We start from the raw sequence: 23,715 nt of genomic DNA on the forward strand, positions 1-23,715 counted from the left end.
CTTAATGCCTTCCGCCTTCGAGATAGGCAGCCCGCACTTCCGGATTTGCCAGTAAGTCTGTACCTGTTCCACTCATTGTGATGGAACCATTGACCATCACATAGCCGCGGTCAGCCAGTTTCAAAGCACCAAACGCATTTTGCTCAACCAGAAAAACAGTGAGGCCACGCGTACGGTTAAGCTCTTTGATCGCTTCAAAAATCTGCTTTACGATCAATGGAGCCAAGCCCAATGATGGCTCATCCAGCAACAGCAAACGCGGACGCGCCATAAGCGCGCGGGCAATAGCCAGCATCTGCTGCTCACCGCCCGATAATGTTCCGCCGCGCTGATGCATACGCTCTTTCAAACGCGGGAAAAGCTCAAACATCAAAGCGACATCTTCCTCGAAGAATTGCTGGTTATCGAGGCTGGCTCCCATTTGCAGATTTTCATACACGGTCATACGCGGGAAAATACGGCGTCCCTCAGGTGACTGCGCAATACGAAGATGAGCAATCAGATGAGGCTGCATATTGGTGATATCCTGCCCGTCAAAAATAACGCGTCCGGTACGCGCACGCGGCATACCGAAAATCGTCATCATCAAGGTTGATTTACCAGCACCGTTGGCACCGATAAGGGTCACAATTTCCCCCTCATTCACCACCATATCAATGCCCTTGAGGGCACAAATATTGCCGTAATAAGTTTCAACCTTGTCAATCACCAGAAGCGGATTTTTATCCTGCATCATTTATCCCCTTCAGCCTGAGTTTTATGACTAGTAGGGACATCTCCTGCCTCAACCCGTTTAGAAAACTCCGTATTCTGTCCGGCAGCCAGTCGTTTTGCCTGCCCCACCCAATCTTCGCGCTCTATACGCCCGCCAAAGGCAAGAAACTCATCGAATGCAGCAATATCTGCTGGCGTCCATGCGGCGATCTGATCAAAATGGAAGATGCCGTGTTTATGCAGTTTCTCTTCATTGACGGCACCAACCCCTTTAATAAGGGTCAGATTGTCAGGAGCATCACCTCGCGGTGCCTGAAGAGCGCCTTTTGGCACAAAGCTTGCGGCCACTTGCACTTTGGCAGCCTCATTGCCTTGTTCAGCCAAGGCTTCTCTGGTCAGCGCAACAGTGACAAAATCTGCCGTATCCTTGCTTGCAGGAGCATCTTCAATCAGCTCTGCCACTTCATCATCATCAACACCCAGATAGGCCGCAATTACCTTTGGATCGTCACGGACAAATTCCGGCGAGCCATCAGAAATCTTGGTGCCATATTCAAGCACGATAACGTGATCAGATATTTCCATCACTACCGACATATCATGCTCAATGAGCAGGATAGAGGTACCGGTTTCGTTTTTAATATCCAGCAACAGCTTGTTGAGTTCGGCCGATTCACGCGGGTTCAGACCTGCTGCCGGCTCATCGAGACAGAGCATTTCTGGCTCTGTGCACATGGCACGGGCAATTTCCAGACGACGCTGATCACCATAGGGAAGGTCACCGGCCGGATCATCAGCACGATCAATCAGATCGATTTTCTCAAGCCAGCGGGTAGCTTTTTCAATCGCTTCCCTGGCCGCATGTTTATAGGCAGGCATCCCCAAAAGTCCGAGGATAGTGTAGCCCGATGAACGCATCAGCTTATTATGCTGGGCAACCAGCAGGTTTTCCAAAACAGTCAAACCGGTAAACAAACGAATATTCTGGAAGGTACGCGCCACATGCGCCTTCTGCGTGATCTTAAAATCAGGCAGACGTTCCAGCAAAAACTGTTCGCCGGATTTGCGCGTCATGGTCAACATGCCACCGGTTGGTTTGTAAAAACCGGTAATACAGTTGAACACGGTGGTTTTACCGGCCCCGTTCGGGCCGATAATTGCAGTAATTTCCCCACGCTTCACATTAAAAGACAGGTCATTGATTGCAACCAGCCCGCCAAAGCGCATGGATAAATGTTCTACCTTGAGAATCTCATCTCCGGTTTTGTTGGTAGACATCATATTTGCTTCCGCCATCAATCCCGCCATTAGCCATGCCCTTCCTTAGTAAAGGCACCTGACACCATTTTTTTACCGTGCAGAAATGCACTTGGTTCTCGTTTGCCGACAAAGCCGCGCGGTTTCCAAACCATCATCACAACCATCGCCAGACCGAAGATCAGCATGCGATAGAGTTCCGGTGTGAAATCGGGACCGAATATAGCTTTCAAGAAAGTCATATCACGCAAGATTTCCGTGCCGCCAATCATAACAATGGCTGCCACTGCAATCCCCATCAGCGAACCCATACCACCTAGAACCACAATCGCCAGAATAACGGCGGACTCCAGGAAGATGAAAGATTCCGGACTGACAAAGCCCTGACGTGCAGCAAAGAATGAACCTGCAAAACCACCAAACATTGCACCGGTAGCAAAAGCGGTGAGCTTGGTTGTGGTTGTATTGATACCCAGTGAGCGGCAAGCAATTTCATCTTCACGCAAAGCTTCCCATGCACGGCCAACCGGCATGCGACGCATTCTGATTGTCACCCAAGCTGTCAGCAGGGCTAAAAACAGGATTACGTAATAAAGGAAAATTTTGTAATGCGCTGCAGAGAACGACAAACCAAAGGTTGCCGCAAAACCATTCGGCGTAGCGTTAAACGGAATGCCGAAGAAGGTTGCTTTGGCAATACCCGATACACCAAATGTTCCTTTGGTCACATCCGTCCAGTTAATCAGGACAAGGCGGATAATCTCACCAAATGCCAGCGTCACGATGGCAAGATAGTCACCGCGCAAACGCAGCACCGGAAAACCTAGAATAACACCCCAAAGGGCTGCAAAAATACCGGCCATCGGCAGCAAAATCCAGAAGGACAAGCCCCAATAGCTTGAGATCAATGCGTAAGAATAAGCACCCACTGCATAGAAAGCGACATAGCCCAGATCAAGCAGACCTGCGAGGCCGACAACAATGTTCAGCCCCCATGCCAGCATCACATAAATGAGGATCTGGACACCAAAATTGTCGATCCATTTCAATGATCCCTGCATGCCAAAGACATTGACGATGAACACAGGATAAATCAGCAGAATGGCAATACCGATCTGCGCAATGTGTTTACGGATAAAAGACTGGCTCTCGGCCTTAACAGGCTGAGCCGCTTTTGCCATTTTGCGCTTATCAAGCCAAGGCTCGAGAAAGGCCTTGAACAAAAAGCGCCCCACCGCGGCAATGGCCACAATTGTGAAAAGCTGCGGCCAGCGTGTTGTTAATATCAGCTGGTTATTAATGTTCTGATCCGTTTTAAAACCGACGATCAAAACAAAAAGCCCCAGAGCCAGCAAACCAGCCATAATCCCTTCGCGAAGGGCTTTGCCGAAAACGGATTCGTTACGTGAAGACGATTGTAGCGCCATGATTACACCTTTTCGACTTCAGGACGACCGAGAATACCGGACGGCATAAAGATCAGTACGATGGCAAGAATAGAGAATGCCGCGACGTCTTTATAATCAATCGAGAAATAAGCAGACCAAAGCGCTTCGATCAGGCCAATCAGCAATCCACCAACCACAGCGCCTGGAAGCGAACCAATACCGCCCAGAACTGCCGCAGTGAACGCTTTGACGCCTGGTGTAAAGCCGTCTGCGAAGGAAATAACGCCGTAGAATGACAGATAAAGCGTACCTGCAACGGCGGCGAGCATCGCACCCATGACGAATGTTAGCGAAATAACGCGATCAACATTAATACCGAGTAACGCCGCCATTTTGCGATCTTGTTCACAAGCACGTTGTGCGCGGCCAAGCGATGTACGGTTAACCACATACCAGAACGCTGTCAGCAGGACTGCTGTAACCACAACCACCACGATTTGCTTCAATGAAATGGTTACATTACTGCCAAACAGTGAATATGAATCATTGATCAGATTCGGGATTGCTTTATTGCGCGGCCCTTGTGTGACCTGCACAAAGTTTGACAAAGCAATCGACATACCGATGGCTGTAATCAGTGGTGCCAAGCGGAAAGAACCGCGCAAAGGACGGTATGCTACCCGCTCAATTGCCCAGCTCCAAAGACCCGTCAGCAACATTGCTACAATCATCATGATCAATAGCGCCAATGCGACAGGCAAAGCACCGATAAAGGTCGTGATAATCAAAAAAACAATCAGCGCCATAAATGCGCCAAGCATGAAGACATCACCATGAGCAAAGTTGATCATGCCGATGATGCCATAAACCATCGTATAGCCGATGGCGATCAGACCGTAGATCGAACCGAGCGCAAGCCCATTGATCACTTGCTGAAAGAAATATTCCATCGAAGAGCCACCCATTATTTTATGCGGGACGTTATAATTATGCCCTGAACGGCTTGGTTGTTATCCCTAAAAACCAAAACTAAACGCTGTATTACGGAATGCAAGCGGTTTTCATATCAGACATTCGGCTAATAGAATTGTTCGCTTTTGCACGAATATGGTTAGATAATTGATATTAAAGGCTGTTTTCCTGCTTTTAATACCCGTAATAATTGTATTCCCGCTGCCATATCGCCTGTTCAAAAAGAGCAGGTTTTTGAAAAAAATTAAGCAATTGAGTCGCTGTAAATCCATTTTAGAAAAATTTTCTATGCCTGCTTGGAACTATTCCTGAACTGACACGTTTTGATTTCACAGCATTAAAGAATTTTGAGGATTTAATGCGATGCGTAAATTTAGGTTTTAAGGAGTTAGACATGGCATCATCAACGGATAAAACCGCAGCAGAAGTACGCGATGCATTAGAAGCACAGATCACAGAAATGCGCAAAGAAATTGCTTCTTTGAGCAAATCACTCACAAAGAAGGGCTCAAGCCTTGCCGCTACAGCTGAAGATACAGCATCGGAATTTTATGATGTTGTGCGTGAGCGTGGTGCACAGGCAGCTGATAAAGTTTCTCAGCAAGCCCGCATCGTCAAAGAAACTGCTCGCGAAAATCCGATTGCAACACTTGCTGTTGTTGCCGGTATCAGTCTGCTGGTTGGATTGATTGCCCGCAAATAGAGTAAGCTATTTTTAAATGTCCCGTTTAATTATGCCGGTGAGTACTGAACAAGCGATCACCGGTTTCATGAGAGGGTGGGTCGTCCATTGCCCCCCAGATGACTCACCCTCTCTATAATTTCATAAATGAACATGTTTGAGTTTGATGTCACGGGTACCACCATACTGATTGTATCCTGATCAGTAAAATTCTCAAATATTGAAATTTCTTTCGCCTGACTACACCCATTCACACGGGAGAAAAATATGAATCGCAACACGCTTTATCTTCTGCTTGGCGCTCTGATCGTCATTATTATCGGTTTCAGTATTTACACTTATCAGCAAGAAACCAAGCCATCCGGTGTTGAACTTAAAATCAACGAAAACGGTGTTTCTGTTGAACAAAACTAATCATTAAAAGGCGCTATTCACCATCGCCCAACCTCCAAATACAGACAATAAAAAAACGGGCTTGCGCCCGTTTTAAAACTATTCAGATCAAGAAACCAAACTTATGCAGGAAGAATTGCGCCCTGCAAAGTCATCAGCTGGTGCAAGAAAGCTTCCAGCTTGGTGCGGTGTTCATGATTGTCACTGTTGTCTAAGGAATGACGCGCTTCATCAATGCGACGCTGCAAATCGGAACGATCCAATTCGTCAATATGCGTTGCAGATTCTGCCAAGATAGAACAGCCATTTGCCGAAATATCTGCAAAACCACCGTAAACAACGTATGAATCAGCTTTACCATCAGGTGTTTTAACACTGACAATGCCCGGCATGATTGTTGTCATCAACGGCGAATGTCCGGCAAGCGCGGTCAAATAGCCTTCGCTGCCCGGAATGACGACTTCCGTTACCTGCGTCGAAAGCAGAAGTCGCTCAGGCGACACCAGTTCGAATTGGAAAGCTACAGACATGGGTTCTCACTCAGATTGCTAAACAGACTGGAAGTCCCGGCAGGTCGATACCTGCAGGGACTTCAACTTATTAGGCTGCTTCTGCTGCCATACGCTCTGCTTTTTCGATCGCTTCTTCAATAGAGCCGACCATGTAGAAAGCAGGTTCTGGAAGGTGATCGTAATCACCTGCGCAAAGGCCTTTAAAGCCTTTGATGGTGTCAGCAAGATCAACCAGCTTACCAGGAGAACCGGTGAAGATTTCAGCCACGAAGAATGGCTGGCTGAGGAAGCGTTCAATCTTACGAGCGCGCGCAACGGTCAGCTTATCTTCTTCAGACAATTCATCCATACCAAGAATGGCGATGATGTCCTGAAGGGACTTGTAACGCTGCAGGATGGACTGAACCTGACGAGCAACTTCATAATGCTCTTCACCAACAATCATTGGGTCAAGCATACGGGAAGTTGAATCGAGCGGGTCCACAGCCGGGTAAATACCCTTTTCAGCGATCGAACGGTTAAGAACGGTCGTTGCATCCAAGTGCGCAAAGGATGTTGCCGGTGCAGGGTCGGTCAAGTCATCCGCAGGGACGTAAATCGCCTGAACGGAGGTAATCGAACCCTTGGTTGTTGTGGTAATACGTTCCTGCATCTGACCCATGTCAGTTGCCAGTGTTGGCTGATAACCAACAGCAGATGGAATACGACCTAACAGAGCCGACACTTCGGAACCAGCCTGTGTGAAGCGGAAGATGTTGTCCACGAAGAACAGAACGTCCTGACCTTCATCACGGAAGTTTTCCGCAATTGTCAAACCGGAGAGAGCAACACGTGCACGAGCACCCGGTGGTTCGTTCATCTGACCGTAAACGAGTGCAGCTTTGGAACCTTCGCCGCCGCCCATCTTGTTCACGCCGGATTCGATCATTTCGTGGTAAAGGTCGTTACCTTCACGGGTACGCTCACCAACACCGGCGAATACGGAGTAACCACCGTGTGCTTTAGCCACGTTGTTGATCAATTCCATGATCAGAACGGTTTTACCAACGCCGGCACCACCGAAGAGACCAATTTTACCACCCTTGGCATATGGCGCCAACAGGTCAACAACCTTAATACCGGTGACGAGAATCTCTGATTCTGTCGACTGTTCGATATATGCAGGTGCTTCCTGGTGAATTGCACGACGTGCAACTGTTTTAATCGGGCCGGCTTCGTCAACAGGCTCACCGATCACGTTCATGATACGGCCGAGTGTTTCTTCACCAACCGGAACCATAATAGGCGCACCGGTGTCGGTTACCTGTTGTCCGCGGACGAGACCTTCTGTCGAGTCCATAGCAATGGTACGAACAGTATTTTCGCCCAAGTGCTGCGCAACTTCAAGCACGAGACGGGCACCGAGGTTATCTGTTTCCAGAGCGTTGAGGATCAGCGGCAGCTGACCATCTTCGAACTGAACGTCAACAACCGCACCAATCACCTGCTTGATACGTCCGACTGCACCCGTGGCGGCTGCTTTCGTTGCGGTAGACTTGGCAGAAGCCTTAGCCGGAGCCTTGGCCGCCTTATCTTCCGGCGCCGCCTTTGCTGCGGCGGTAGTTTTCGGGGTCGCTGCTTTAGCCATCGATCCTTACCTTCCGATTAGAGCGCTTCCGCGCCCGAAATGATTTCGATCAGTTCCTTAGTGATCTGGGCCTGACGCTGACGGTTATATGTGATCGACAATTTGTTGATCATATCACCGGCGTTACGCGTCGCATTATCCATAGCACTCATCTTCGCGCCCATTTCGCCCGCCACATTTTCCAGCAATGCGCGGAAAATCTGGACCGAAATATTACGCGGGATCAGCGTGCTGAGGATAGCCGCAGGATCAGGTTCGTATTCATAAATCGCGCCATCGGAACCGGTAGCTTCGCTGCCCTGCGGCGCAGAGGCCGGAATGAGCTGCAATGCGGTTGGCACCTGAGCGATGACCGACTTGAATTCAGAATAGAACAGTGTGCAAACGTCAAACGCACCTTCTTCGAACAGCTTGATGACCTTGTGGCCGATATCATCCGCATGGATGAAAGCAAGCTGTTTGACTTCGCGCAGATTGACATGGTCGATAATGTTGGCAGCGAATTCACGACGCAGAATATCCGCGCCTTTTTTACCCACTGTCAAAATCTTGACCGTTTTGCCCTGGCTAAGGAGCTTTCTTGCATGATCGCGCGCATGGCGTGCGATCTGTGAGTTAAAGCCACCGCAAAGGCCTCGTTCCGCCGTAGCGACGACGAGCAGATGCACGTCGTCCTTTCCGGTTCCGGTCATCAGCTGCGGAGCATCATCACCGCTTACATTCTCAGCAATGTTTGCCAATACGGCACTCATACGCTGCGAGTAAGGGCGGGCTGCTTCCGCTGCTTCCTGGGCACGGCGCAGTTTAGCCGCAGCGACCATTTGCATCGCTTTGGTAATTTTCTGCGTCGCCTTGACCGAGGCGATACGGTTTCTCAGATCCTTTAGTGAAGGCATCCGTTCATCCCGTCACAAAGTTCAAGCAAAGGACTTGGCGTAAGCGTCAACCGCTGCCTTGAGCTTTGCCTTGATGTCATCGGTAAGAGCTTTCTCATCACGGATCGCTTCAAGCACATCTTTGTGCTCGGTGCGCAGTGAGGACAGAAGACCCTGTTCGAATTTGCCAACCTGATTAACAGCGATTGCATCGAGATAGCCGTTAACACCGGCATAAATCACTGCAACCTGTTCTTCTGTTTTCAGCGGCGAGAACTGCGGCTGCTTCAGAAGTTCGGTCAGACGTGCACCACGGTTCAAAAGACGCTGGGTTGCAGCATCAAGATCGGAACCGAACTGGGCAAATGCTGCCATTTCGCGGTACTGTGCAAGCTCACCTTTAATGGAGCCGGCAACCTGTTTCATCGCTTTGACCTGGGCCGCAGAACCAACGCGGGAAACAGACAGACCAACGTTCACAGCAGGACGGATACCCTGGTAGAACAGGTTTGTTTCCAAGAAGATCTGACCGTCAGTAATCGAAATCACGTTGGTCGGAATAAAGGCAGAAACGTCGTTACCCTGTGTTTCAATAACTGGCAGAGCAGTCAAAGAACCGGCACCGTTTTCATCATTCAGCTTTGCAGCGCGCTCAAGCAAACGTGAGTGCAGATAGAAAACGTCACCAGGATATGCTTCACGGCCCGGAGGACGACGCAGCAACAGGGACATCTGACGATAAGCAACAGCCTGCTTGGAAAGGTCATCATAACCAATCAGAGCGTGCTGGCCGTTATCACGGAAATATTCACCGATAGCGCAACCTGCAAATGGTGCAAGGAACTGCATCGGAGCAGGATCAGAAGCAGTCGCTGCGATCACAACGGAATATTCCAGTGCGCCGCGCTCTTCGAGAACCTTAACGAACTGAGCTACAGTTGAACGTTTCTGACCAACAGCTACGTAAATGCAGAACAGTTTATCTTTGTCCGGACCATTATCATGGATCGGCTTCTGGTTAAGGAAGCTGTCGAGAATGATAGCGGTTTTACCTGTCTGACGGTCACCAATGACCAGCTCGCGCTGACCACGACCAACTGGGATAAGGGCGTCAATCGCCTTCAGACCGGTCGACATTGGCTCATGCACCGACTTACGCGGGATGATACCAGGAGCTTTAACGTCTACACGACGGCGTTCGGTCGCAACAATCGGACCTTTACCATCGATAGGATTACCAAGAGCATCAACAACACGACCAAGAAGACCCGGACCAACCGGTACGTCAACGATCGCGCCCGTACGCTTAACAGTATCGCCTTCCTTGATGTCACGGTCGGATCCGAAGATAACAACACCGACATTGTCGCTTTCAAGGTTGAGCGCCATGCCGCGAATGCCACCAGGGAATTCGACCATTTCACCAGCCTGAACATTGTCCAGACCATAGACGCGTGCAATACCGTCACCGACGGACAGAACCTGACCGACTTCGGAGACCTCAGCCTCCTTGCCAAAGTTCTTGATTTGCTCTTTCAGGATTGCGGAAATTTCCGCGGCGCGGATGTCCATCAGCCGACCTCTTTCAGTGCAAGCTTGAGAGAAGATAGTTTAGTGCGAAGAGAAGTGTCAATCTGGCGCGAACCCATCTTGACGATAAGCCCGCCGAGAATCGACGGATCGACAGTGACATTAATTGCCACGTCCTTGCCGGCAACACCTTTCAGCGTTGCCTTCAATTCATTTTGCTGTGCAGTGGTCAGCTCGTAAGCAGACACAACATCAGCAGAAACTTCACCGCGATGTTCGGCAGCAATATTGCGGAAAGCTGCAATAATGCCCGGCATCACGAATAAACGACGATTGCGTGCCACAACACGCAACAGATTTCCGACCAGCCCCTTGATGCCTGCCTTATCGGCGACATTGGAAATAGCGCGCAGCTGATCTTCAGAGGTAAATACCGGACTGTTAATCAAACGGCGCAGATCTTCACTTCCTTCCAGAAGGGCTTCAAAACGAGCAAGATCTTTTTCCACAGCGGCAACGGAATTGGTGTCGAGTGCCAAATCGAATAACGATCCTGCATAACGCTGAGCGACACCTGAAATGAGCGAAGACGTTTCTGTCACGAAATACCAGCTCTCTACGTTGCAATCATAATTTTGGCATTTTGTTTTGCCAAATTACGATCTGATTGAATGTTTCCGGAGAAACCTTTGACTACATAAGTAGCCGCACTGAATTTTGAATGCCGTCTAGCATAGACCAGCGGGACTCGCAACACGCGAATACCCCACTTTTCTATAACCTTGGCAGCAATTTTGGCATATTTTATCGCTCGACGAGCCAAAACTACCTTTATTGCACCAAACCGAAGGCAAAAAGCAGCGGTCCGGCAGCCAAGAAAAACTCTAGAATCGCAAAACTCCAATTATAGATTGAACTGGTTTTGTCCGACATAATTGAAATAAAACGACCAAATAATGTAAAGCCCCAAGCCGCACCAATTACAAGCCATAAAAACGGCTGTGCGAAGATTAAACAGCCCAGTCCTACCCCTAAATAGAACCCGGCCATTGTTGACCGGATTGTCGCCAAGCCCTCCTTACGACCGCCCGACAAATCCAAACGCAGCAATTTCAGCGTAAAAGCGGGCGCAAAAAACATAATCAAGCCGAATAATGAGGTTAGAAGTGCGCTTGTCCACGCCATCCATTCCCCGTTACTTGACGGCAGATAGAACTCCATTTTGATATCCCTGTCCGAATTTTCTCAATAAGCATAAAGTAGCATCGAAAAACTGATAGTTACTGTCCGATACTTTATAAAAAACTCTGCGGATCAATATCGACCTGCACCCGCAGATTTCCTTTAATCTTTGGCGCTCTTTCTAGCAATGCCCTCATATAGGCCTGAATGTCGGCGCGTTTGCTGCCATGAATCAGCAAACGATAGCGATAACGCCCGCGCACAAAGGCCAAAGGCGCTTCTGCCGGCCCCATAACAGACAATTCAGACGAATGCGGCGCAGCACGCCTTAAAGCGCGTGCGTGATTCTCTGCTTCCACACGGTTTTCACCGGAAATAATCAGCGATGCCAGACGTCCGAAAGGCGGCAGGCTATTACGCTCGCGATCTTCAATCTCGCGCTCATAAAAAGCATCAGCATCACCACTGATAATTGCCTGCATCACCGGATGATCCGGTTGATAAGTCTGCAAAAGTCCCAGACTTTTCTTACCCGTTCGCCCTGCACGACCCGTCACCTGATTGAGCAATTGGAAGGTGCGTTCAGCCGCGCGCGGATCACCATTGGCAAGCCCGAGATCGGCATCCACTACGCCCACCAGCGTCATATTGGGAAAGTTATGACCTTTAGCCACCAATTGAGTGCCGATCACAATATCAGCTTCCCCCTTGGAAATTGCCTCCAGCTCTAATCGCAGGCGTTTAACGCCCCCTGCCATATCGGAAGAAAGCACGATGATTCGCGCTTTCGGAAAGAGCGCTTCGGCTTCTTCAGCAATCCGCTCCACACCGGGGCCGCAGGCAACAAGATGATCAAGCGTACCGCATTCCGGACAAGCTTCCGGCACCGGTTCATGATAGCCGCACTGGTGACACATCAACTGCCCGCGGAAGCGATGCTCAACCAGCCAGCTCGAACAGCTCGGGCATTGGAAGCGATGACCGCAGACGCGACATAATGTCAGAGGCGCATAACCACGACGATTGAGGAAAAGCAGCGCCTGTTCGCCGCGCTCAATGGTTTTGCCCATCACTTCCGTTAAAGCTGGTGACAAAAAGCGACCGGGCGGCGGCGGTGAGCGCCGCATATCGATGGTTTTCAGTGTCGGCAGAGCCGCATCAGCATAGCGGCTATAGAGTTTGATTCGGGTATAACGCCCCTGATCGGCATTCACCTGACTTTCAATCGACGGGGTTGCAGAGGCAAGCACCACGGGAAAGCCGCCAATATGACCGCGCACCACAGCCATATCCCGCGCATTATAAAAAACGCGGTCTTCCTGTTTATAGGCAGGATCATGTTCTTCATCGACAACGATCAGACCCAAATCCTGAAACGGCAAAAACAGCGCAGAACGCGCACCAGCGACGATCTTCACTGTGCCTTCCGCCACTTGCCGCCATACACGCTCACGGCTGCGCGGCGCAAGGTCTGAGTGCCATTCGGCAGGTTTGGAACCGAATCGGTCATGGAAGCGATCCAGAAACTGCTGTGTCAGTGCAATTTCCGGCAGCAGGATCAACACTTGTCGCCCCTGCTCCAAAGCACGTGCCACCGCCTCAAAGTAAACTTCCGTTTTACCCGAGCCCGTCACACCGTCGATCAGCGACACGGAAAAGCGTTTCGCATCAACTGCTTCCACCAGCCTGTCGGCTGCATCACGCTGATCTTCAGAAAGCGATGCACGGGCAAAATTAGTATCAGGCGGTGCCACAACAGGCGGAGCCGGAATGAAAACATCCTCAAACAACCCCTGCGCCTTCAACCCATCAATAACCGTTGCGGAAACGCCAGCCACATGGGCAAGGCCGGTGCGTGTCCATGCCAAGCCATTGCCCGCATGTTCCAGCACCCTTGCGCGCGGTGAGGTTAAGCGTTCCGGCTCGCCGCCTGTATAACGCAAACCCGCAATCGGCGGCTCCGGATCAAAAGCGGTCGGCACGCGCAAAATCATCCGCGCTACCATGCCCGGAGGTGACAGCGTATAATCAGCCGCCCACAGCATAAATTTGATGATGTCAGGATGGATCAGCGGGCAGTCAAAAACCTCAGCGATGCTTTTCAGCTTTTTGGGGTCAACCTTGTCGACTTCGCCATCAACAACAATGCCCGGCACCAGTCTTGGCCCCAGCGGCACACGCACCACAGAGCCCGGCTGCACCGACATGCCATCGGGAACCAAATAGGAATAAGGCCGTTCAGACGGCAAAGGCACCAGCACCGGCACGATCTTAGCCTGCTTATGCGGTGCCTGGTCTTGACCTTGGTCTGGAGAAAAAAACGAATCTTGCATCATGAGCGTGACCTTGGCGCGGCTTTGCGTTAAAGAAAAGTCACCTTTGCGCAATATGCTTATAAAAGCTCCCATACGGATGAAGGAAACCTGTTATGAAATTCTTCGTAGATACCGCCGATGTCAATGATATCCGTGAACTGAATGATTTAGGTCTGGTTGACGGTGTTACAACCAACCCGTCGCTGATTCTTAAATCAGGTCGCGATATTCTTGAAGTCACCAAAGAAATCTGCAGCATTGTTGATGGTCCGGTTTCAGCTGAAGTGGCAGCAACCGACTATGCAACCATCATGAAAGAAGCAGCTGTTATTGCTAAGATCGCAGACAATATCTGCATCAAGCTGCCGCTGACCCTTGATGGTTTGAAAGCTTGTAAAGCGCTGACTTCAGACGGTCACCAGACCAACGTGACCCTTTGCTTCTCAGCCAATCAGGCGCTGCTGGCTGCAAAAGCCGGTGCAACCTACGTTTCCCCGTTCATCGGCCGTATTGATGATATCGGCCTCAACGGCATGGAACTGATTGCTGAAATCCGTTCGATCTTCGACAATTATGATTTTAACACCCAGATTCTGGCGGCATCGGTTCGCACCGTAAACCACGTTAAAGAAGCTGCTCTCATCGGTGCTGACGTAGTCACTGCACCACCTGCAACCCTGAAAGCTCTGGTCAAGCATCCGCTGACCGACAAAGGCTTGGAAACATTTTTGGCTGACTGGGCAAAAACCGGCCAGTCGATCGCTTAATAGCTATCGCCTAATGGCATTTGCTTAAGCTTTTAAGCTACTGAAATAAAAAAACCGGCGCAGACAACTGTGCCGGTTTTTTATTGTTCACGTAAAGCTGTGGAAGAAAGTCTGGAACGGGGCCCGTGTAAAAACACCCATGCGGGTGCTGGACGTTTGGCAAGGCTTGCTGCATCCCGTTCATTCAACCGGAAAGGCGCATAAGTTTGTGCCATCCGTGATGTCAGAGGTGTGAGGCTTGCATTGGGGCGATCAATCACAGCGATTGGAAACTGATTGGCAATCTGACGCCAGCGATCCCAGCGGTGAAACTGCCCCAGATTATCCGCCCCCATAATCCAGACAAAATTGACATGCGGATTGGCCGCTTTAATCAGCGCTAACGTGTCGGCGGTAAAGCGCACTTTATATGCAGCTTCCAATGCGGTGATTTTTATGCGCGGATCACGTGCCAATTGACGGCTCGCACGCAAGCGATCATTTAACGGTGCCAAATCACGCGCATTTTTAAGCGGGCTTCCGGGCGTCACCATCCACCAGAGCTGGTCAAGGTTTAAGCGACGCAATGCAATTTCCGCGACCAGCACATGTCCGGCATGGGGTGGATTGAACGAGCCGCCGAATAATCCCACGCTCATGCCCTTTTCCACATGAGGCATGCGCAAATCACCCATGCTCACATCAGGATAAAGTTCTTTCAGCGTGGAAAAACCGGAGGCGTTCACCATCAGGGACTTAGCCGTTAAGCCCGTGTCTGGCCGTTGCCGTGGACGCGATATTTAAATGAGGTTAGCTGCTCAACACCAACCGGCCCGCGCGCATGCATTTTGCCCGTGGCAATGCCGATTTCGCCGCCCATGCCAAACTCGCCGCCATCGGCAAATTGCGTCGAGGCATTATGCACGAGAATGGCTGAATCGATCTCATTGAAAAAACGCTCAACGGCTTTTTCGTCCTGCGCAATAATTGCTTCGGTGTGATGGGATGAATATTGCCCGATATGACCAATCGCATCACCCACACCATCAACAAGCTTCACTGAAAGGATTGCATCCAGATATTCGGTTGACCAATCGGCATCACTGGCAGGCTTGGCATTTGCAAAGCGGGCAAGCACATCAGCATCACCGCGGATTTCACATCCCTTAGCGCTCAAAGCTTCTAAGATTGGCACCAGATGGCTGTCTGCCACTTTACGGTCGACAAGCAAAGTTTCTGCCGCGCCGCAAATACCGGTGCGGCGCATTTTGGCGTTCACAACCACAGTGACCGCCATATCCAGCTCAGCAGACGCATCAATATACACATGGCAGATGCCTTCAAGATGAGCAAAAACCGGCACACGCGCTTCATTTTGCACGCGCTCAACCAAGCTTTTGCCACCACGCGGCACAATCACATCAATATTGCCGTTCAGGCCTTTCAGCATTTCACCAACGGCAGCACGATCTGTGGTCGGTACAATCTGAATGGCATCGCGTGGCAGGCCGGCACTTTCCAAACCGCTTACAAGAGCTGCATGAATAGCGCGCGAAGAATGGGCTGAATCTGAACCACCGCGCAAGACAACCGCGTTACCGGCTTTGAGGCATAAAGCTCCTGCATCAGCGGTTACATTCGGGCGGCTTTCATAAATCACGCCGATCACCCCAAGCGGGGTGCGCACGCGTTCAATATTTAAACCGTTCGGGCGGTCCCATGCAGCAATCACATCACCAACCGGATCTTTCAAACCAGCAATAGCGCGAATAGCATCGGCAATGCCGTTCAAGCGGCCTTCATCAAGTTTCAGACGGTCAATGAAAGAAGCGGCAGCACCAGCATTTTCAGCATTGGTAATGTCAATTTTGTTCGCTTCTAAAATCGCTGCACTTTGTGCAATGATTGAGTCGGCCATCGCCAACAGGGCTTTGTTCTTCTGCTCTGCCGGAGCGATGCTTAAGGGGGCAGCAGCGGCTCGTGCGCGCTTACCAATCTCTGCCATCACCTGTGCAACTGTCATATCAGCCCCGACTTTATCAAGCATTCCCATAGCCCTCATTTATTCTGCCTTTTCTTTTATCAGGCAGATTTGCTCCCACGCACCACCAGATCATTGCGATGCACCATCGCTGCACGGCCATCATAGCCCAACAACGCACTGATCTCATCACTTTTATGGCCTGCCACCAAAAGTGCGTCATGCACATCATAGGCAATCAGACCGCGGGCAATTTCAATACCGCCATCATTCATCACAGCAACCGTATCGCCACGCTGGAATTGACCTTCCACACGGGTGACACCGGCAGGCAACAAGGACTTACCCTTTTTAAGTGCAGCCGCAGCACCGGCATCCACATAAAGACGGCCAGCCGGTTCCAGATTGCCTGAAATCCATGTTTTCCAAGCATTAACCGGTTGCAAAGACGGTTTGAACAGGCTTGCACGTTCACCGCGATCAATCGCTGCCAACGGATTAAGCCGTGCGCCGGAAGTGATAATCATCGCCGTACCGGCAGCATTGGCAATCTTGCCGGCATCAAGCTTCGTCTTCATGCCGCCACGCGACAATTCAGAAGCGGCAGCTCCTGCCATGGCTTCGATTTCAGGGGTGATATTTTCAATGAGCGGTAAAAATTCCGCATTCGGGTCTTTGTGTGGCGGCGCCGAATAAAGACCATCAATATCAGAAAGCAGGATCAGAAGATCCGCACCAATCATAGTTGCAACGCGTGCCGCCAAACGATCATTATCACCATAGCGGATTTCACTGGTGGCAACCGTATCATTTTCGTTGATGATCGGGATCGCCTTCAGCTTCAGAAGCGTCTCGATGGTAGCGCGCGCATTCAGATAGCGGCGACGCTCTTCTGTGTCAGAGAGCGTGAGCAGAACCTGACCTGCCTGAATATCATGTGCGCCCAGCACATCGGCATAGGCTTTAGCGAGAGCGATCTGACCGGCAGCAGCCGCTGCCTGACTTTCTTCCAGCTTCAGGGCTTTTTTCGGCAGTTTCAAAATGGTGCGCCCCAGTGCAATCGCACCGGAAGACACCACCAGAACCTCAACCCCTTGGGCGGATAAAGCGGCGATATCCTGCCCCAGACTATCCAGCCAATCCCGCTTCAACCCTGTCGCCCGATCAACCAATAAAGCAGAGCCGATTTTTACAACAATCCGCTTATATTGATTGAGAGCTGCCAACCCCTTCTCGCCATTCCCGCCCATGTCATTCTCTTATGTTTTTTGGCTCTTATGTTTTTGTGGCTCTTATATGTATTTTTATAGATCGTCGTCTTCGACAATACCTTTTTCAGCCTTGCGGCTGGTTTCGACAATGCTGATCAGCTGGCGCAAGACACCTTCAATGCCTTCACGGCTGACCGCAGAAATCTGCATGGGCACTCTGCCGCACACTTTTTGAAGCTCGGCCGCTTTTTGCTGACGGGTTTCAGGGTCAAGCGTGTCGATCTGTGAAAGTGCCACAATCTCCAGCTTCTCATCCAAACCACCGCCATAAGCTTTAAGCTCATTGCGGATGGTGGTGTAAGCTTTGGCGACATCGTCTTCCTGTGCAGAAACCAGATGCAGCAAAACGCGGGTGCGCTCAACATGGCCCAAGAAGCGATCGCCAAGGCCAATGCCTTCGCTGGCACCTTCAATCAGACCCGGAATATCCGCAATGACAAATTCACGCGCATCCACACGGGCAACACCTAAGTTCGGATGCAAAGTGGTGAACGGATAATCGGCAATTTTTGGCTTGGCAGCGGTAACACTTGCCAAAAATGTCGATTTACCGGCATTCGGCAGACCAACAAGACCAGCATCCGCAATCAGTTTCAAACGCAGCCAGATGGTGCGCTCCAAACCATCCTGACCCGGATTGGCGCGGCGTGGTGCCTGATTGGTCGATGTTTTGAAATGCAGGTTACCAAAACCACCATTACCGCCTTTAGCAAGACGATAGCGCTGACCAATTTCGGTCAGATCGCAAATGAGGGTCTCATTATCTTCTTCGAAAATCTGGGTCCCGACCGGCACTTTCAGGATAATGTCATCACCCTTACCGCCGGTCATATTGCGACCCATACCGTGCATACCGGTTTTGGCGCGGAAGTGCTGCATATAGCGATAGTCGATCAGCGTGTTGAGGCCATCAACGACTTCTGCCCAGACATCACCGCCGCGACCGCCATCGCCGCCATCGGGGCCGCCGAATTCCAGAAATTTCTCACGGCGAAAGGATACCGAGCCAGCGCCGCCGTTGCCGGAACGAATGTAAATCTTAGCCTGATCAAGAAATTTCATCTGTAATACCTCTTCTGTCGGCTCTGGCAATTACAGCAAAACCGCGTCTGTGCAAATAAGCAGCATGCATTCCATGCTGAAAACCGCCATTTAATTCTTTCTTGAGCGCCATTCCGGGCTGCTGAAGTCGATAAAAATCAATTCCTGATCCTGAAACTGACCTTCTACGCAAAATGACTTCTTTTCCAGTCCGTATTTTTCAAAGCCCAAATCATAGTAAATCTGTCTGGCATAGTCGTTGCTTGCCACCACTTTTGCATCCAGCACAACAACATGCTTTTCTGCATATTTAATGACGTGATCAACCAAGACGCTGCCAAGCCCCAAACCACGTGCTTGTGGCATAACATAAACGCCCCATAGTGTGCCACGGTGCTTTTCTGACAAACGCTCATGTACAAACACACCGGCAGTGCCCAGCAAAGTGTCGCCATCAAAGGCACCATAAACCGCATTACCGCCTCCATGGCGGATACGATGCGCAAAAACCTCATCGGCATAAGCGCTTTCCACCGCGAAACTGGATCCGAAGGTTAACGGTGAATTTTTCAGGGCGTGAATACGCACTGCTTTATAAGTCTGCACATCATCCGGACATAGAACGCGTACGGTAATCCTATCGCGCCGTGCCTGTAATGCATCTGCTCCCGTTGTTTTGTTTTCTTCTGTCATGTTCCCGACTTGTCCTAATATCAATCCATATATTGGCCTGCGCGATGTGACAGCCGATACCGTCACACCACGCAAAATCGCGCTTTATGCCTGATAACGCATCTCGATCCAGCGATCCCGATGCAAGCTGTAACGCTCCACATCGACGGTGCCGCTGTATAAAGAATCGTCGGTTCCATACATCAAAAACGAAAAGCCGGATTTACGGATCACATTACGCGAACCTTCATTGATGGTGCGGCAGGTGATATAAAGCTCATCAATATTGGTAGCACGAAAAGCCAGATCGATCAGCGCCTGTGCGGCTTCTGTCGCATAGCCCTGCCCCCAATAAGGTTCGCCAAGCCAATAACCGATTTCCAGCCCCTCCCCATGTTTGGACGGATGGATGCCGCAGCTTCCCATAAACACACCGGTGTCCATTTGGGTAATCGCGTAGATGCAATTGCCCATTTCGCCGGATCGCACGCGTTTTATAAAATCTTGCGCCGCCGCCACATCATATGGATGCGGCATACGGGTAAGCATTTCAGCAATACGCGGATTATTGGCGAGATGGGCAATAGCATCCACATCTTCATCATGTGGTGTTCTTAACAGCAGCCGTTCAGTAACCAGCGTCGGACATTCCAGGCCAGAGAAGTCCGTCATTTCACTATCGGCATAAGCCCGAGCTGCAACCGACAAACATTCTTCATCTAAAGGTGGTTCAGTAACCATTTCTTTCAAGCTCCAAAAACAAAAAGGGAAGATGGTGTCCCATCTTCCCTTTTCGATCTATTGGCAGCTTGCCTTTACACCGGGTCCGATGGGACGCCGGTGCTTATATTTGAGCGTACCGGCTTACTCAGCAGCTTCCGCAATCGGGTTAACCGATACGAAAGTACGGCCGTTGGCTTTCGCGCGGAAAGACACGGAACCGTTTACGAGTGCAAAGAGGGTATGGTCTTTACCCATACCGACGTTTACGCCCGGATGCCATTTGGTGCCACGTTGACGTGCAATGATGTTGCCAGCAACAACCTGCTCGCCACCGAATTTTTTCAGGCCAAGGCGTTTGGATTCTGAATCGCGACCGTTACGCGACGAACCGCCAGCTTTTTTGTGTGCCATGGGAGTTCTCCTTTAATCCGTTACTTATTCAGCTGCTTCTGCTTTAGCTGCTGCCTTTTTAGGCGCTGCTTTAGCTTTAGCTGGCTTTGCGCCACCGGTGAGGATTTCAGAAATACGAATTGTAGTCTGTTCCTGACGATGACCGCGTGTACGCTTCGAGTTCTGACGGCGACGCTTCTTAAACGCAATAACCTTGCGTGCGCGACCCTGTTCAACAACTTCAGCAGTTACAACTGCACCTTCAACAGTTGGTGCACCAATGGTGGAGCCAACCATCAAAATTTCTGTGAATTCTACTGTGTCACCGGCTTCGCCAGCAACTTTTTCGATCTTGATCAGATCATTGGCAGCAACGCGATACTGCTTACCACCAGTTTTAATGACTGCGAACATTTTTTTGCCTTTCGGTGTTCGGACCAACTCTCATGGGGTTGCCCACATGGGTTGTCTTTTTGTCAGTCGTGACATTTGAAGATTAATTTGAAAGCAATCAGAATCATGAAAAGTCTGATTTTTTCCAAACAAAACAATAGGCGCAATAAGACCTGCGCCCAAGGTAGCTGCATATAGGTTGTATTTTGCACAAGAGTCAAGAAAATTCACCTTTTCGATGCAAAATAGGTCTTGTCTAATTCGTCGTTCCCCGCTATTCAGCGAGCCACACGACATTAAAAGCGTCAGACGCTGAAATGATTGTGTATTTCAAGCAGTAAAGCGGCTTGATTTGCGGAGAGATGGCTGAGTGGTTGAAAGCACCGCACTCGAAATGCGGCATGGGGGCAACTCCATCGGGGGTTCAAATCCCTCTCTCTCCGCCAGTGAATTTTTACTCTTCCCCAACTATATTTCAAGCCTTTGATATCAATAGTAATTTTCTGTTCTCTTTGCCCAACTGACAGGGCTTTGACCAGATGAAGACACCAAATGTATCGTTGAATGTACAGTCGAATGTATCGTTCAGACAGCATAACAATTACGAATCGATACAAACAAAAATAGACGTAAAACCTTCCGTCGGACGTTATCTCGTTCGCAGCGGCAATACGCTACTCTTCCAAATGCGCCTTACCAAATCTATGGTGACATCCGGCTCAGGCATTATAAGAATAAGTCTGGGAGCACTTTCGCTGCGGGAAGCGAGGGAAATAGCAGATGAGCTGGCAACAATTGTCCGAACCATCTGCAAAATATGGGAGCGAAGGATGGACAAAGAAAATAAAAACACTCAGTTTTCCAGCCATGAAGGCGACCCTGATTATGACGGTCAGGAACTAACTGCAGCGACCATACAGCTCACCTTGAAGTCTGCCCTATACAATATCAGGCATTCACAACACGAACCATCACCATTGGAAAACAAAGGTCATGAACTCGTCCGTAATTTGGTGTCAATTAACAAAGAGGTCGAGGCAAAAGAAAAGGGAGAGCAGCACAACAACCTGATCGCGGATAACGCCCCGATAATGGCAGCGGCTTTCGGTCATAAATGGATGGAAGAAACAAAAGACCTGCGCGCTGAAGGCACACGCACAGCTACACCTTCCAACCCTATCGAAACCCCAAACGTGCTCCCCACGTCGTTATCGCCTGCAACAGAACGCTTAACGACCACGCCAATCACCGCAGCACAAACAGTGAGTGCAACCCACCCACAAAGAGCAGGAAAAGCTCTGCCAGCCTTCAAACAAGACCGAAGAACTGTGCAACGTCCCGCATCTGACAAGCCACGCTTCAGTGAGTTGGCGGAAGAGTATCTGGCATTACGGGCGAGTAAATCCAATACAGTGAATAAAGATATCAATATCGCACGGTTTCGAATTGATCTGTTCATTGATTTGATCGGTGATCACCCTGTTGATACGTACACAGGTACCGATCTGCAAGCCTATGTCGAGTTGATAAAATATTGGCCTGCAAATGCGAAAGATCGTGACGCGAATAAAACTCCACGCGAGATCATTGCTAGCAATCGAGAAATGCGCCTGCTCCCCCTTGCTCATAAAACACTGGTGCAAGGCTATGTCGCCATTGTTAAAACAGTCATTATCTCGGGCCAGACTAATCATAATTATCCAAATCCCATTGCTAACGTCAAACTAAGCTACCCTGATACGGCACGTCCTTCAGTATCAGCCGAGCCATTGAGCCCTGAGAAAATCAATCAGCTATTCATTACAGGTGTTAAATCTGGTTTTCTTGACAATGCAATGCTCCCGTTACTGGCGCATCTCACGGGTCGCCGTCTTGGTTTGCTTGTGCACTTAAAAGGCTCAGATTTCCGGCAAAAATACAAAGACGTCTGGATTGCCCAAACCAACGGCATCATCCAATTGAACGGTAAGTGGCAGCGCAACCCAATTAAGACCGAAGCCAGTACCAGCTTCTATGTGCTGCATGATATTTTTAGGGAAATCGGTTTCATCGACTGGGCAGTGAGCAAAGGTGATACATTTCTTTTCACCGAACTGATGCGCCTGACAGATCCAAGTAAGTCTGCATCTTCCTATATGAGCCGCCTCTTTAAAAAAGCACAGATCAAAGACACGCCCAACGAAGTCTTCCACTCACTGCGCAGCGGCTATATTTCAGATATTTCCGAACATCACATCGACCGTCGGGAACGAAAACTACAAGTTGGCCATTCAGTTGGCCAAGACGAGCACGAAAAATATGGGCACAAAACATTAACTGAACCTCAGGTTCGGCGCTTTGCCACCCTCCCCATTGCAGAAGAGATTGATTTATCAATCTTTAAAAATCTCGACTTTGAAAAAATGGCCAGCAAAAAGCGCGCTAGCCTGAACACGAAACGTAACGCGCAATCATAATAACGCTCAGGAACCCACCCAAATCTGTAACGTACATATACGTTACAGATTTTTCCATATAACCCAGGCTTGATGGAGCGATATAGTCATAGAGCAACTAAGGCTAAGAGCCTCTGTTCATCCAAGTCCTGCTATTGACTGCCAGATACCAACGTTCGTCTCCATCAATAAAAAATGGCAAGATGCCTCAAAGCATCTTGCCACGATAAGAACAAATAATTTCAAACAGCCTGCCTGAATTAAATCACGCGTTGCTCCGCTGCCTTAGCTGAAATCATAAAGGCATGATCCAGCGCAGCACCCAAATCATCAAACTCACTGCCACGCGGTGGTGTAAGCTTTACCAAGGGCGTTACACTCACGACGCTTGGCTTTGAAGATGCCTGCATTGGCTCGAGGGATGCAGGCGCAGTTTTGGAAATCGACCATTGTAGAGTGGGTAGTATTTCTTGCGTAAACCAGTTCGGTAATGCGGTCGCCGCTGGCCAATGCTCTTTAATTGTATTAGTTTCGACTTTATCTGACACCGTTCCCTTTCCAGCTTGCTGAATAGGGAACGGTGCAAGCTCTTGCAGAGCGGTGTGGTTATCGGTTT

At 49.9% G+C, this 23,715-nt stretch carries 25 protein-coding genes and 1 tRNA gene; 5 read left to right on the forward strand and 21 right to left on the reverse strand.

The features are described 5' to 3' along the window. Window position 1 precedes the first annotated feature (1 nt). The 4 genes from FHS77_RS09200 to FHS77_RS09215 are packed head-to-tail and all read right to left on the reverse strand — an operon-like array spanning window position 2 to window position 4,309. On the reverse strand, window positions 2–733 hold the full coding sequence (locus FHS77_RS09200) for an ABC transporter ATP-binding protein (protein WP_184222653.1): 732 nt from the start codon (window positions 731–733) through the stop codon (window positions 2–4). Then, the gene (locus tag FHS77_RS09205; RefSeq protein ID WP_184222654.1) at window positions 733–1,992 is read right to left on the reverse strand and encodes an ATP-binding cassette domain-containing protein; all 1,260 of its coding nucleotides are present in this window, start codon (window positions 1,990–1,992) and stop codon (window positions 733–735) included. Before FHS77_RS09205 ends, FHS77_RS09200 begins: the two co-directional genes overlap by 1 nt. Before the next feature lie 29 nt (window positions 1,993–2,021). Next, window positions 2,022–3,398 carry a high-affinity branched-chain amino acid ABC transporter permease LivM gene (gene livM, locus FHS77_RS09210; RefSeq protein ID WP_184222593.1) on the reverse strand — a complete coding sequence of 459 codons (1,377 nt, stop codon included), beginning with the start codon at window positions 3,396–3,398 and terminating at the stop codon, window positions 2,022–2,024. Between the two features lie 2 nt (window positions 3,399–3,400). Then, window positions 3,401–4,309, reverse strand: coding sequence for a branched-chain amino acid ABC transporter permease (locus FHS77_RS09215; RefSeq protein ID WP_184222655.1), 909 nt, complete (start codon window positions 4,307–4,309; stop codon window positions 3,401–3,403). 416 nt (window positions 4,310–4,725) lie between these two features. On the opposite strand from FHS77_RS09215, the gene FHS77_RS09220 reads away from it, so the two are divergent. Both FHS77_RS09220 and FHS77_RS09225 read left to right on the forward strand, forming a co-directional pair. Next, a complete protein-coding gene (locus FHS77_RS09220; RefSeq protein ID WP_184222595.1) occupies window positions 4,726–5,034 on the forward strand; it encodes a hypothetical protein in 309 nt (102 codons plus the stop codon). Between the two features lie 246 nt (window positions 5,035–5,280). After that, window positions 5,281–5,427 carry a hypothetical protein gene (locus FHS77_RS09225; RefSeq protein WP_184222597.1) on the forward strand — a complete coding sequence of 49 codons (147 nt, stop codon included), beginning with the start codon at window positions 5,281–5,283 and terminating at the stop codon, window positions 5,425–5,427. A 101-nt stretch (window positions 5,428–5,528) separates the two neighbouring features. Here FHS77_RS09225 and FHS77_RS09230 read toward each other — a convergent pair whose 3' ends face one another. The 7 genes from FHS77_RS09230 to FHS77_RS09260 form a co-directional block, all read right to left on the reverse strand. After that, complete coding sequence (locus FHS77_RS09230; protein WP_184222599.1) at window positions 5,529–5,936, reverse strand: F0F1 ATP synthase subunit epsilon; 408 nt, start codon at window positions 5,934–5,936, stop codon at window positions 5,529–5,531. 70 nt (window positions 5,937–6,006) lie between these two features. Next, a complete protein-coding gene (atpD, locus tag FHS77_RS09235; RefSeq protein WP_184222601.1) occupies window positions 6,007–7,545 on the reverse strand; it encodes a F0F1 ATP synthase subunit beta in 1,539 nt (512 codons plus the stop codon). Window positions 7,546–7,562: 17 nt separating this feature from the next. Further along, window positions 7,563–8,441 carry a F0F1 ATP synthase subunit gamma gene (locus tag FHS77_RS09240; RefSeq protein WP_184222603.1) on the reverse strand — a complete coding sequence of 293 codons (879 nt, stop codon included), beginning with the start codon at window positions 8,439–8,441 and terminating at the stop codon, window positions 7,563–7,565. A gap of 21 nt (window positions 8,442–8,462) precedes the next feature. Next, window positions 8,463–9,992 (reverse strand): F0F1 ATP synthase subunit alpha, encoded by a 1,530-nt coding sequence (gene atpA / locus FHS77_RS09245; RefSeq protein ID WP_184222605.1) that lies wholly within the window; start codon window positions 9,990–9,992, stop codon window positions 8,463–8,465. Beyond that, window positions 9,992–10,552: a F0F1 ATP synthase subunit delta gene (locus FHS77_RS09250; RefSeq protein ID WP_184222607.1), complete on the reverse strand. Its 561-nt coding sequence runs from the start codon at window positions 10,550–10,552 to the stop codon at window positions 9,992–9,994. Before FHS77_RS09250 ends, atpA begins: the two co-directional genes overlap by 1 nt. 229 nt (window positions 10,553–10,781) lie before the next feature. Further along, entirely contained in the window at window positions 10,782–11,171 is a 390-nt protein-coding gene (locus FHS77_RS09255; protein ID WP_184222609.1) for an AGROH133_08824 family phage infection protein, read from the reverse strand. A 74-nt stretch (window positions 11,172–11,245) separates the two neighbouring features. After that, window positions 11,246–13,465 carry a primosomal protein N' gene (locus tag FHS77_RS09260; RefSeq protein WP_246431280.1) on the reverse strand — a complete coding sequence of 740 codons (2,220 nt, stop codon included), beginning with the start codon at window positions 13,463–13,465 and terminating at the stop codon, window positions 11,246–11,248. Between the two features lie 95 nt (window positions 13,466–13,560). Between FHS77_RS09260 and fsa the strand changes: the two genes are divergently transcribed. Then, on the forward strand, window positions 13,561–14,214 hold the full coding sequence (gene fsa / locus FHS77_RS09265; RefSeq protein ID WP_184222613.1) for a fructose-6-phosphate aldolase: 654 nt from the start codon (window positions 13,561–13,563) through the stop codon (window positions 14,212–14,214). A gap of 80 nt (window positions 14,215–14,294) precedes the next feature. Here fsa and FHS77_RS09270 read toward each other — a convergent pair whose 3' ends face one another. The 9 genes from FHS77_RS09270 to rplU form a co-directional block, all read right to left on the reverse strand. After that, window positions 14,295–14,942, reverse strand: a complete 648-nt coding sequence (locus tag FHS77_RS09270; protein WP_374786234.1) for a nicotinate-nucleotide adenylyltransferase — start codon at window positions 14,940–14,942, stop codon at window positions 14,295–14,297. Between the two features lie 14 nt (window positions 14,943–14,956). Continuing rightward, entirely contained in the window at window positions 14,957–16,240 is a 1,284-nt protein-coding gene (locus FHS77_RS09275; protein ID WP_184222615.1) for a glutamate-5-semialdehyde dehydrogenase, read from the reverse strand. 35 nt (window positions 16,241–16,275) lie between these two features. After that, the gene (proB, locus tag FHS77_RS09280) at window positions 16,276–17,424 is read right to left on the reverse strand and encodes a glutamate 5-kinase (protein WP_184222617.1); all 1,149 of its coding nucleotides are present in this window, start codon (window positions 17,422–17,424) and stop codon (window positions 16,276–16,278) included. Between the two features lie 54 nt (window positions 17,425–17,478). Continuing rightward, on the reverse strand, window positions 17,479–18,507 hold the full coding sequence (gene obgE / locus FHS77_RS09285) for a GTPase ObgE (RefSeq protein ID WP_184222619.1): 1,029 nt from the start codon (window positions 18,505–18,507) through the stop codon (window positions 17,479–17,481). Then, window positions 18,494–18,619, reverse strand: coding sequence for a hypothetical protein (locus FHS77_RS16380; RefSeq protein ID WP_281383596.1), 126 nt, complete (start codon window positions 18,617–18,619; stop codon window positions 18,494–18,496). The genes obgE and FHS77_RS16380 overlap by 14 nt, the downstream gene beginning before the upstream one ends. Beyond that, on the reverse strand, window positions 18,598–19,179 hold the full coding sequence (locus FHS77_RS09290) for a GNAT family N-acetyltransferase (RefSeq protein WP_184222621.1): 582 nt from the start codon (window positions 19,177–19,179) through the stop codon (window positions 18,598–18,600). Before FHS77_RS09290 ends, FHS77_RS16380 begins: the two co-directional genes overlap by 22 nt. A gap of 84 nt (window positions 19,180–19,263) precedes the next feature. Next, a complete protein-coding gene (locus FHS77_RS09295; protein WP_246431282.1) occupies window positions 19,264–19,830 on the reverse strand; it encodes a GNAT family N-acetyltransferase in 567 nt (188 codons plus the stop codon). A gap of 192 nt (window positions 19,831–20,022) precedes the next feature. Then, complete coding sequence (gene rpmA, locus FHS77_RS09300) at window positions 20,023–20,292, reverse strand: 50S ribosomal protein L27 (RefSeq protein ID WP_184222625.1); 270 nt, start codon at window positions 20,290–20,292, stop codon at window positions 20,023–20,025. A gap of 24 nt (window positions 20,293–20,316) precedes the next feature. Next, a complete protein-coding gene (gene rplU / locus FHS77_RS09305; protein ID WP_184222627.1) occupies window positions 20,317–20,685 on the reverse strand; it encodes a 50S ribosomal protein L21 in 369 nt (122 codons plus the stop codon). Window positions 20,686–21,020: 335 nt separating this feature from the next. Between rplU and FHS77_RS09310 the strand changes: the two genes are divergently transcribed. Further along, a tRNA-Ser gene (locus FHS77_RS09310) sits at window positions 21,021–21,110 on the forward strand. Window positions 21,111–21,203: 93 nt separating this feature from the next. Then, a complete protein-coding gene (locus FHS77_RS09315; RefSeq protein WP_184222629.1) occupies window positions 21,204–23,120 on the forward strand; it encodes a site-specific integrase in 1,917 nt (638 codons plus the stop codon). A gap of 239 nt (window positions 23,121–23,359) precedes the next feature. On the opposite strand, the gene FHS77_RS09320 is transcribed toward FHS77_RS09315, so the two are convergent. Continuing rightward, on the reverse strand, window positions 23,360–23,715 hold a 356-nt coding region (locus FHS77_RS09320), incomplete at its 5' end, for a hypothetical protein (RefSeq protein WP_210307083.1).

This window comes from Paenochrobactrum gallinarii (assembly GCF_014205685.1).
Taxonomy (GTDB): domain Bacteria; phylum Pseudomonadota; class Alphaproteobacteria; order Rhizobiales; family Rhizobiaceae; genus Paenochrobactrum; species Paenochrobactrum gallinarii.

What these genes read in the sequence shown, in the direction of transcription:
- FHS77_RS09220 (WP_184222595.1), top strand. Translation starts at nt 4,726, where the DNA reads ATGGCATCATCAACGGATAAAACCGCAGCAGAAGTACGCGATGCATTA.
- atpD (WP_184222601.1), bottom strand. Translation starts at nt 7,545, where the DNA reads ATGGCTAAAGCAGCGACCCCGAAAACTACCGCCGCAGCAAAGGCGGCG.
- FHS77_RS09295 (WP_246431282.1), bottom strand. Translation starts at nt 19,830, where the DNA reads ATGACGGACTTCTCTGGCCTGGAATGTCCGACGCTGGTTACTGAACGG.
- rplU (WP_184222627.1), bottom strand. Translation starts at nt 20,685, where the DNA reads ATGTTCGCAGTCATTAAAACTGGTGGTAAGCAGTATCGCGTTGCTGCC.
- FHS77_RS16380 (WP_281383596.1), bottom strand. Translation starts at nt 18,619, where the DNA reads ATGGCGCTCAAGAAAGAATTAAATGGCGGTTTTCAGCATGGAATGCAT.
- FHS77_RS09260 (WP_246431280.1), bottom strand. Translation starts at nt 13,465, where the DNA reads ATGCAAGATTCGTTTTTTTCTCCAGACCAAGGTCAAGACCAGGCACCG.
- FHS77_RS09230 (WP_184222599.1), bottom strand. Translation starts at nt 5,936, where the DNA reads ATGTCTGTAGCTTTCCAATTCGAACTGGTGTCGCCTGAGCGACTTCTG.
- FHS77_RS09240 (WP_184222603.1), bottom strand. Translation starts at nt 8,441, where the DNA reads ATGCCTTCACTAAAGGATCTGAGAAACCGTATCGCCTCGGTCAAGGCG.
- livM (WP_184222593.1), bottom strand. Translation starts at nt 3,398, where the DNA reads ATGGCGCTACAATCGTCTTCACGTAACGAATCCGTTTTCGGCAAAGCC.
- proB (WP_184222617.1), bottom strand. Translation starts at nt 17,424, where the DNA reads ATGGGCGGGAATGGCGAGAAGGGGTTGGCAGCTCTCAATCAATATAAG.
- FHS77_RS09255 (WP_184222609.1), bottom strand. Translation starts at nt 11,171, where the DNA reads ATGGAGTTCTATCTGCCGTCAAGTAACGGGGAATGGATGGCGTGGACA.
- FHS77_RS09200 (WP_184222653.1), bottom strand. Translation starts at nt 733, where the DNA reads ATGCAGGATAAAAATCCGCTTCTGGTGATTGACAAGGTTGAAACTTAT.
- atpA (WP_184222605.1), bottom strand. Translation starts at nt 9,992, where the DNA reads ATGGACATCCGCGCCGCGGAAATTTCCGCAATCCTGAAAGAGCAAATC.
- FHS77_RS09225 (WP_184222597.1), top strand. Translation starts at nt 5,281, where the DNA reads ATGAATCGCAACACGCTTTATCTTCTGCTTGGCGCTCTGATCGTCATT.
- FHS77_RS09275 (WP_184222615.1), bottom strand. Translation starts at nt 16,240, where the DNA reads ATGCTTGATAAAGTCGGGGCTGATATGACAGTTGCACAGGTGATGGCA.
- rpmA (WP_184222625.1), bottom strand. Translation starts at nt 20,292, where the DNA reads ATGGCACACAAAAAAGCTGGCGGTTCGTCGCGTAACGGTCGCGATTCA.
- FHS77_RS09290 (WP_184222621.1), bottom strand. Translation starts at nt 19,179, where the DNA reads ATGACAGAAGAAAACAAAACAACGGGAGCAGATGCATTACAGGCACGG.
- FHS77_RS09205 (WP_184222654.1), bottom strand. Translation starts at nt 1,992, where the DNA reads ATGTCTACCAACAAAACCGGAGATGAGATTCTCAAGGTAGAACATTTA.
- FHS77_RS09315 (WP_184222629.1), top strand. Translation starts at nt 21,204, where the DNA reads ATGAAGACACCAAATGTATCGTTGAATGTACAGTCGAATGTATCGTTC.
- FHS77_RS09215 (WP_184222655.1), bottom strand. Translation starts at nt 4,309, where the DNA reads ATGGAATATTTCTTTCAGCAAGTGATCAATGGGCTTGCGCTCGGTTCG.
- fsa (WP_184222613.1), top strand. Translation starts at nt 13,561, where the DNA reads ATGAAATTCTTCGTAGATACCGCCGATGTCAATGATATCCGTGAACTG.
- obgE (WP_184222619.1), bottom strand. Translation starts at nt 18,507, where the DNA reads ATGAAATTTCTTGATCAGGCTAAGATTTACATTCGTTCCGGCAACGGC.
- FHS77_RS09270 (WP_374786234.1), bottom strand. Translation starts at nt 14,942, where the DNA reads ATGGTGAACGCCTCCGGTTTTTCCACGCTGAAAGAACTTTATCCTGAT.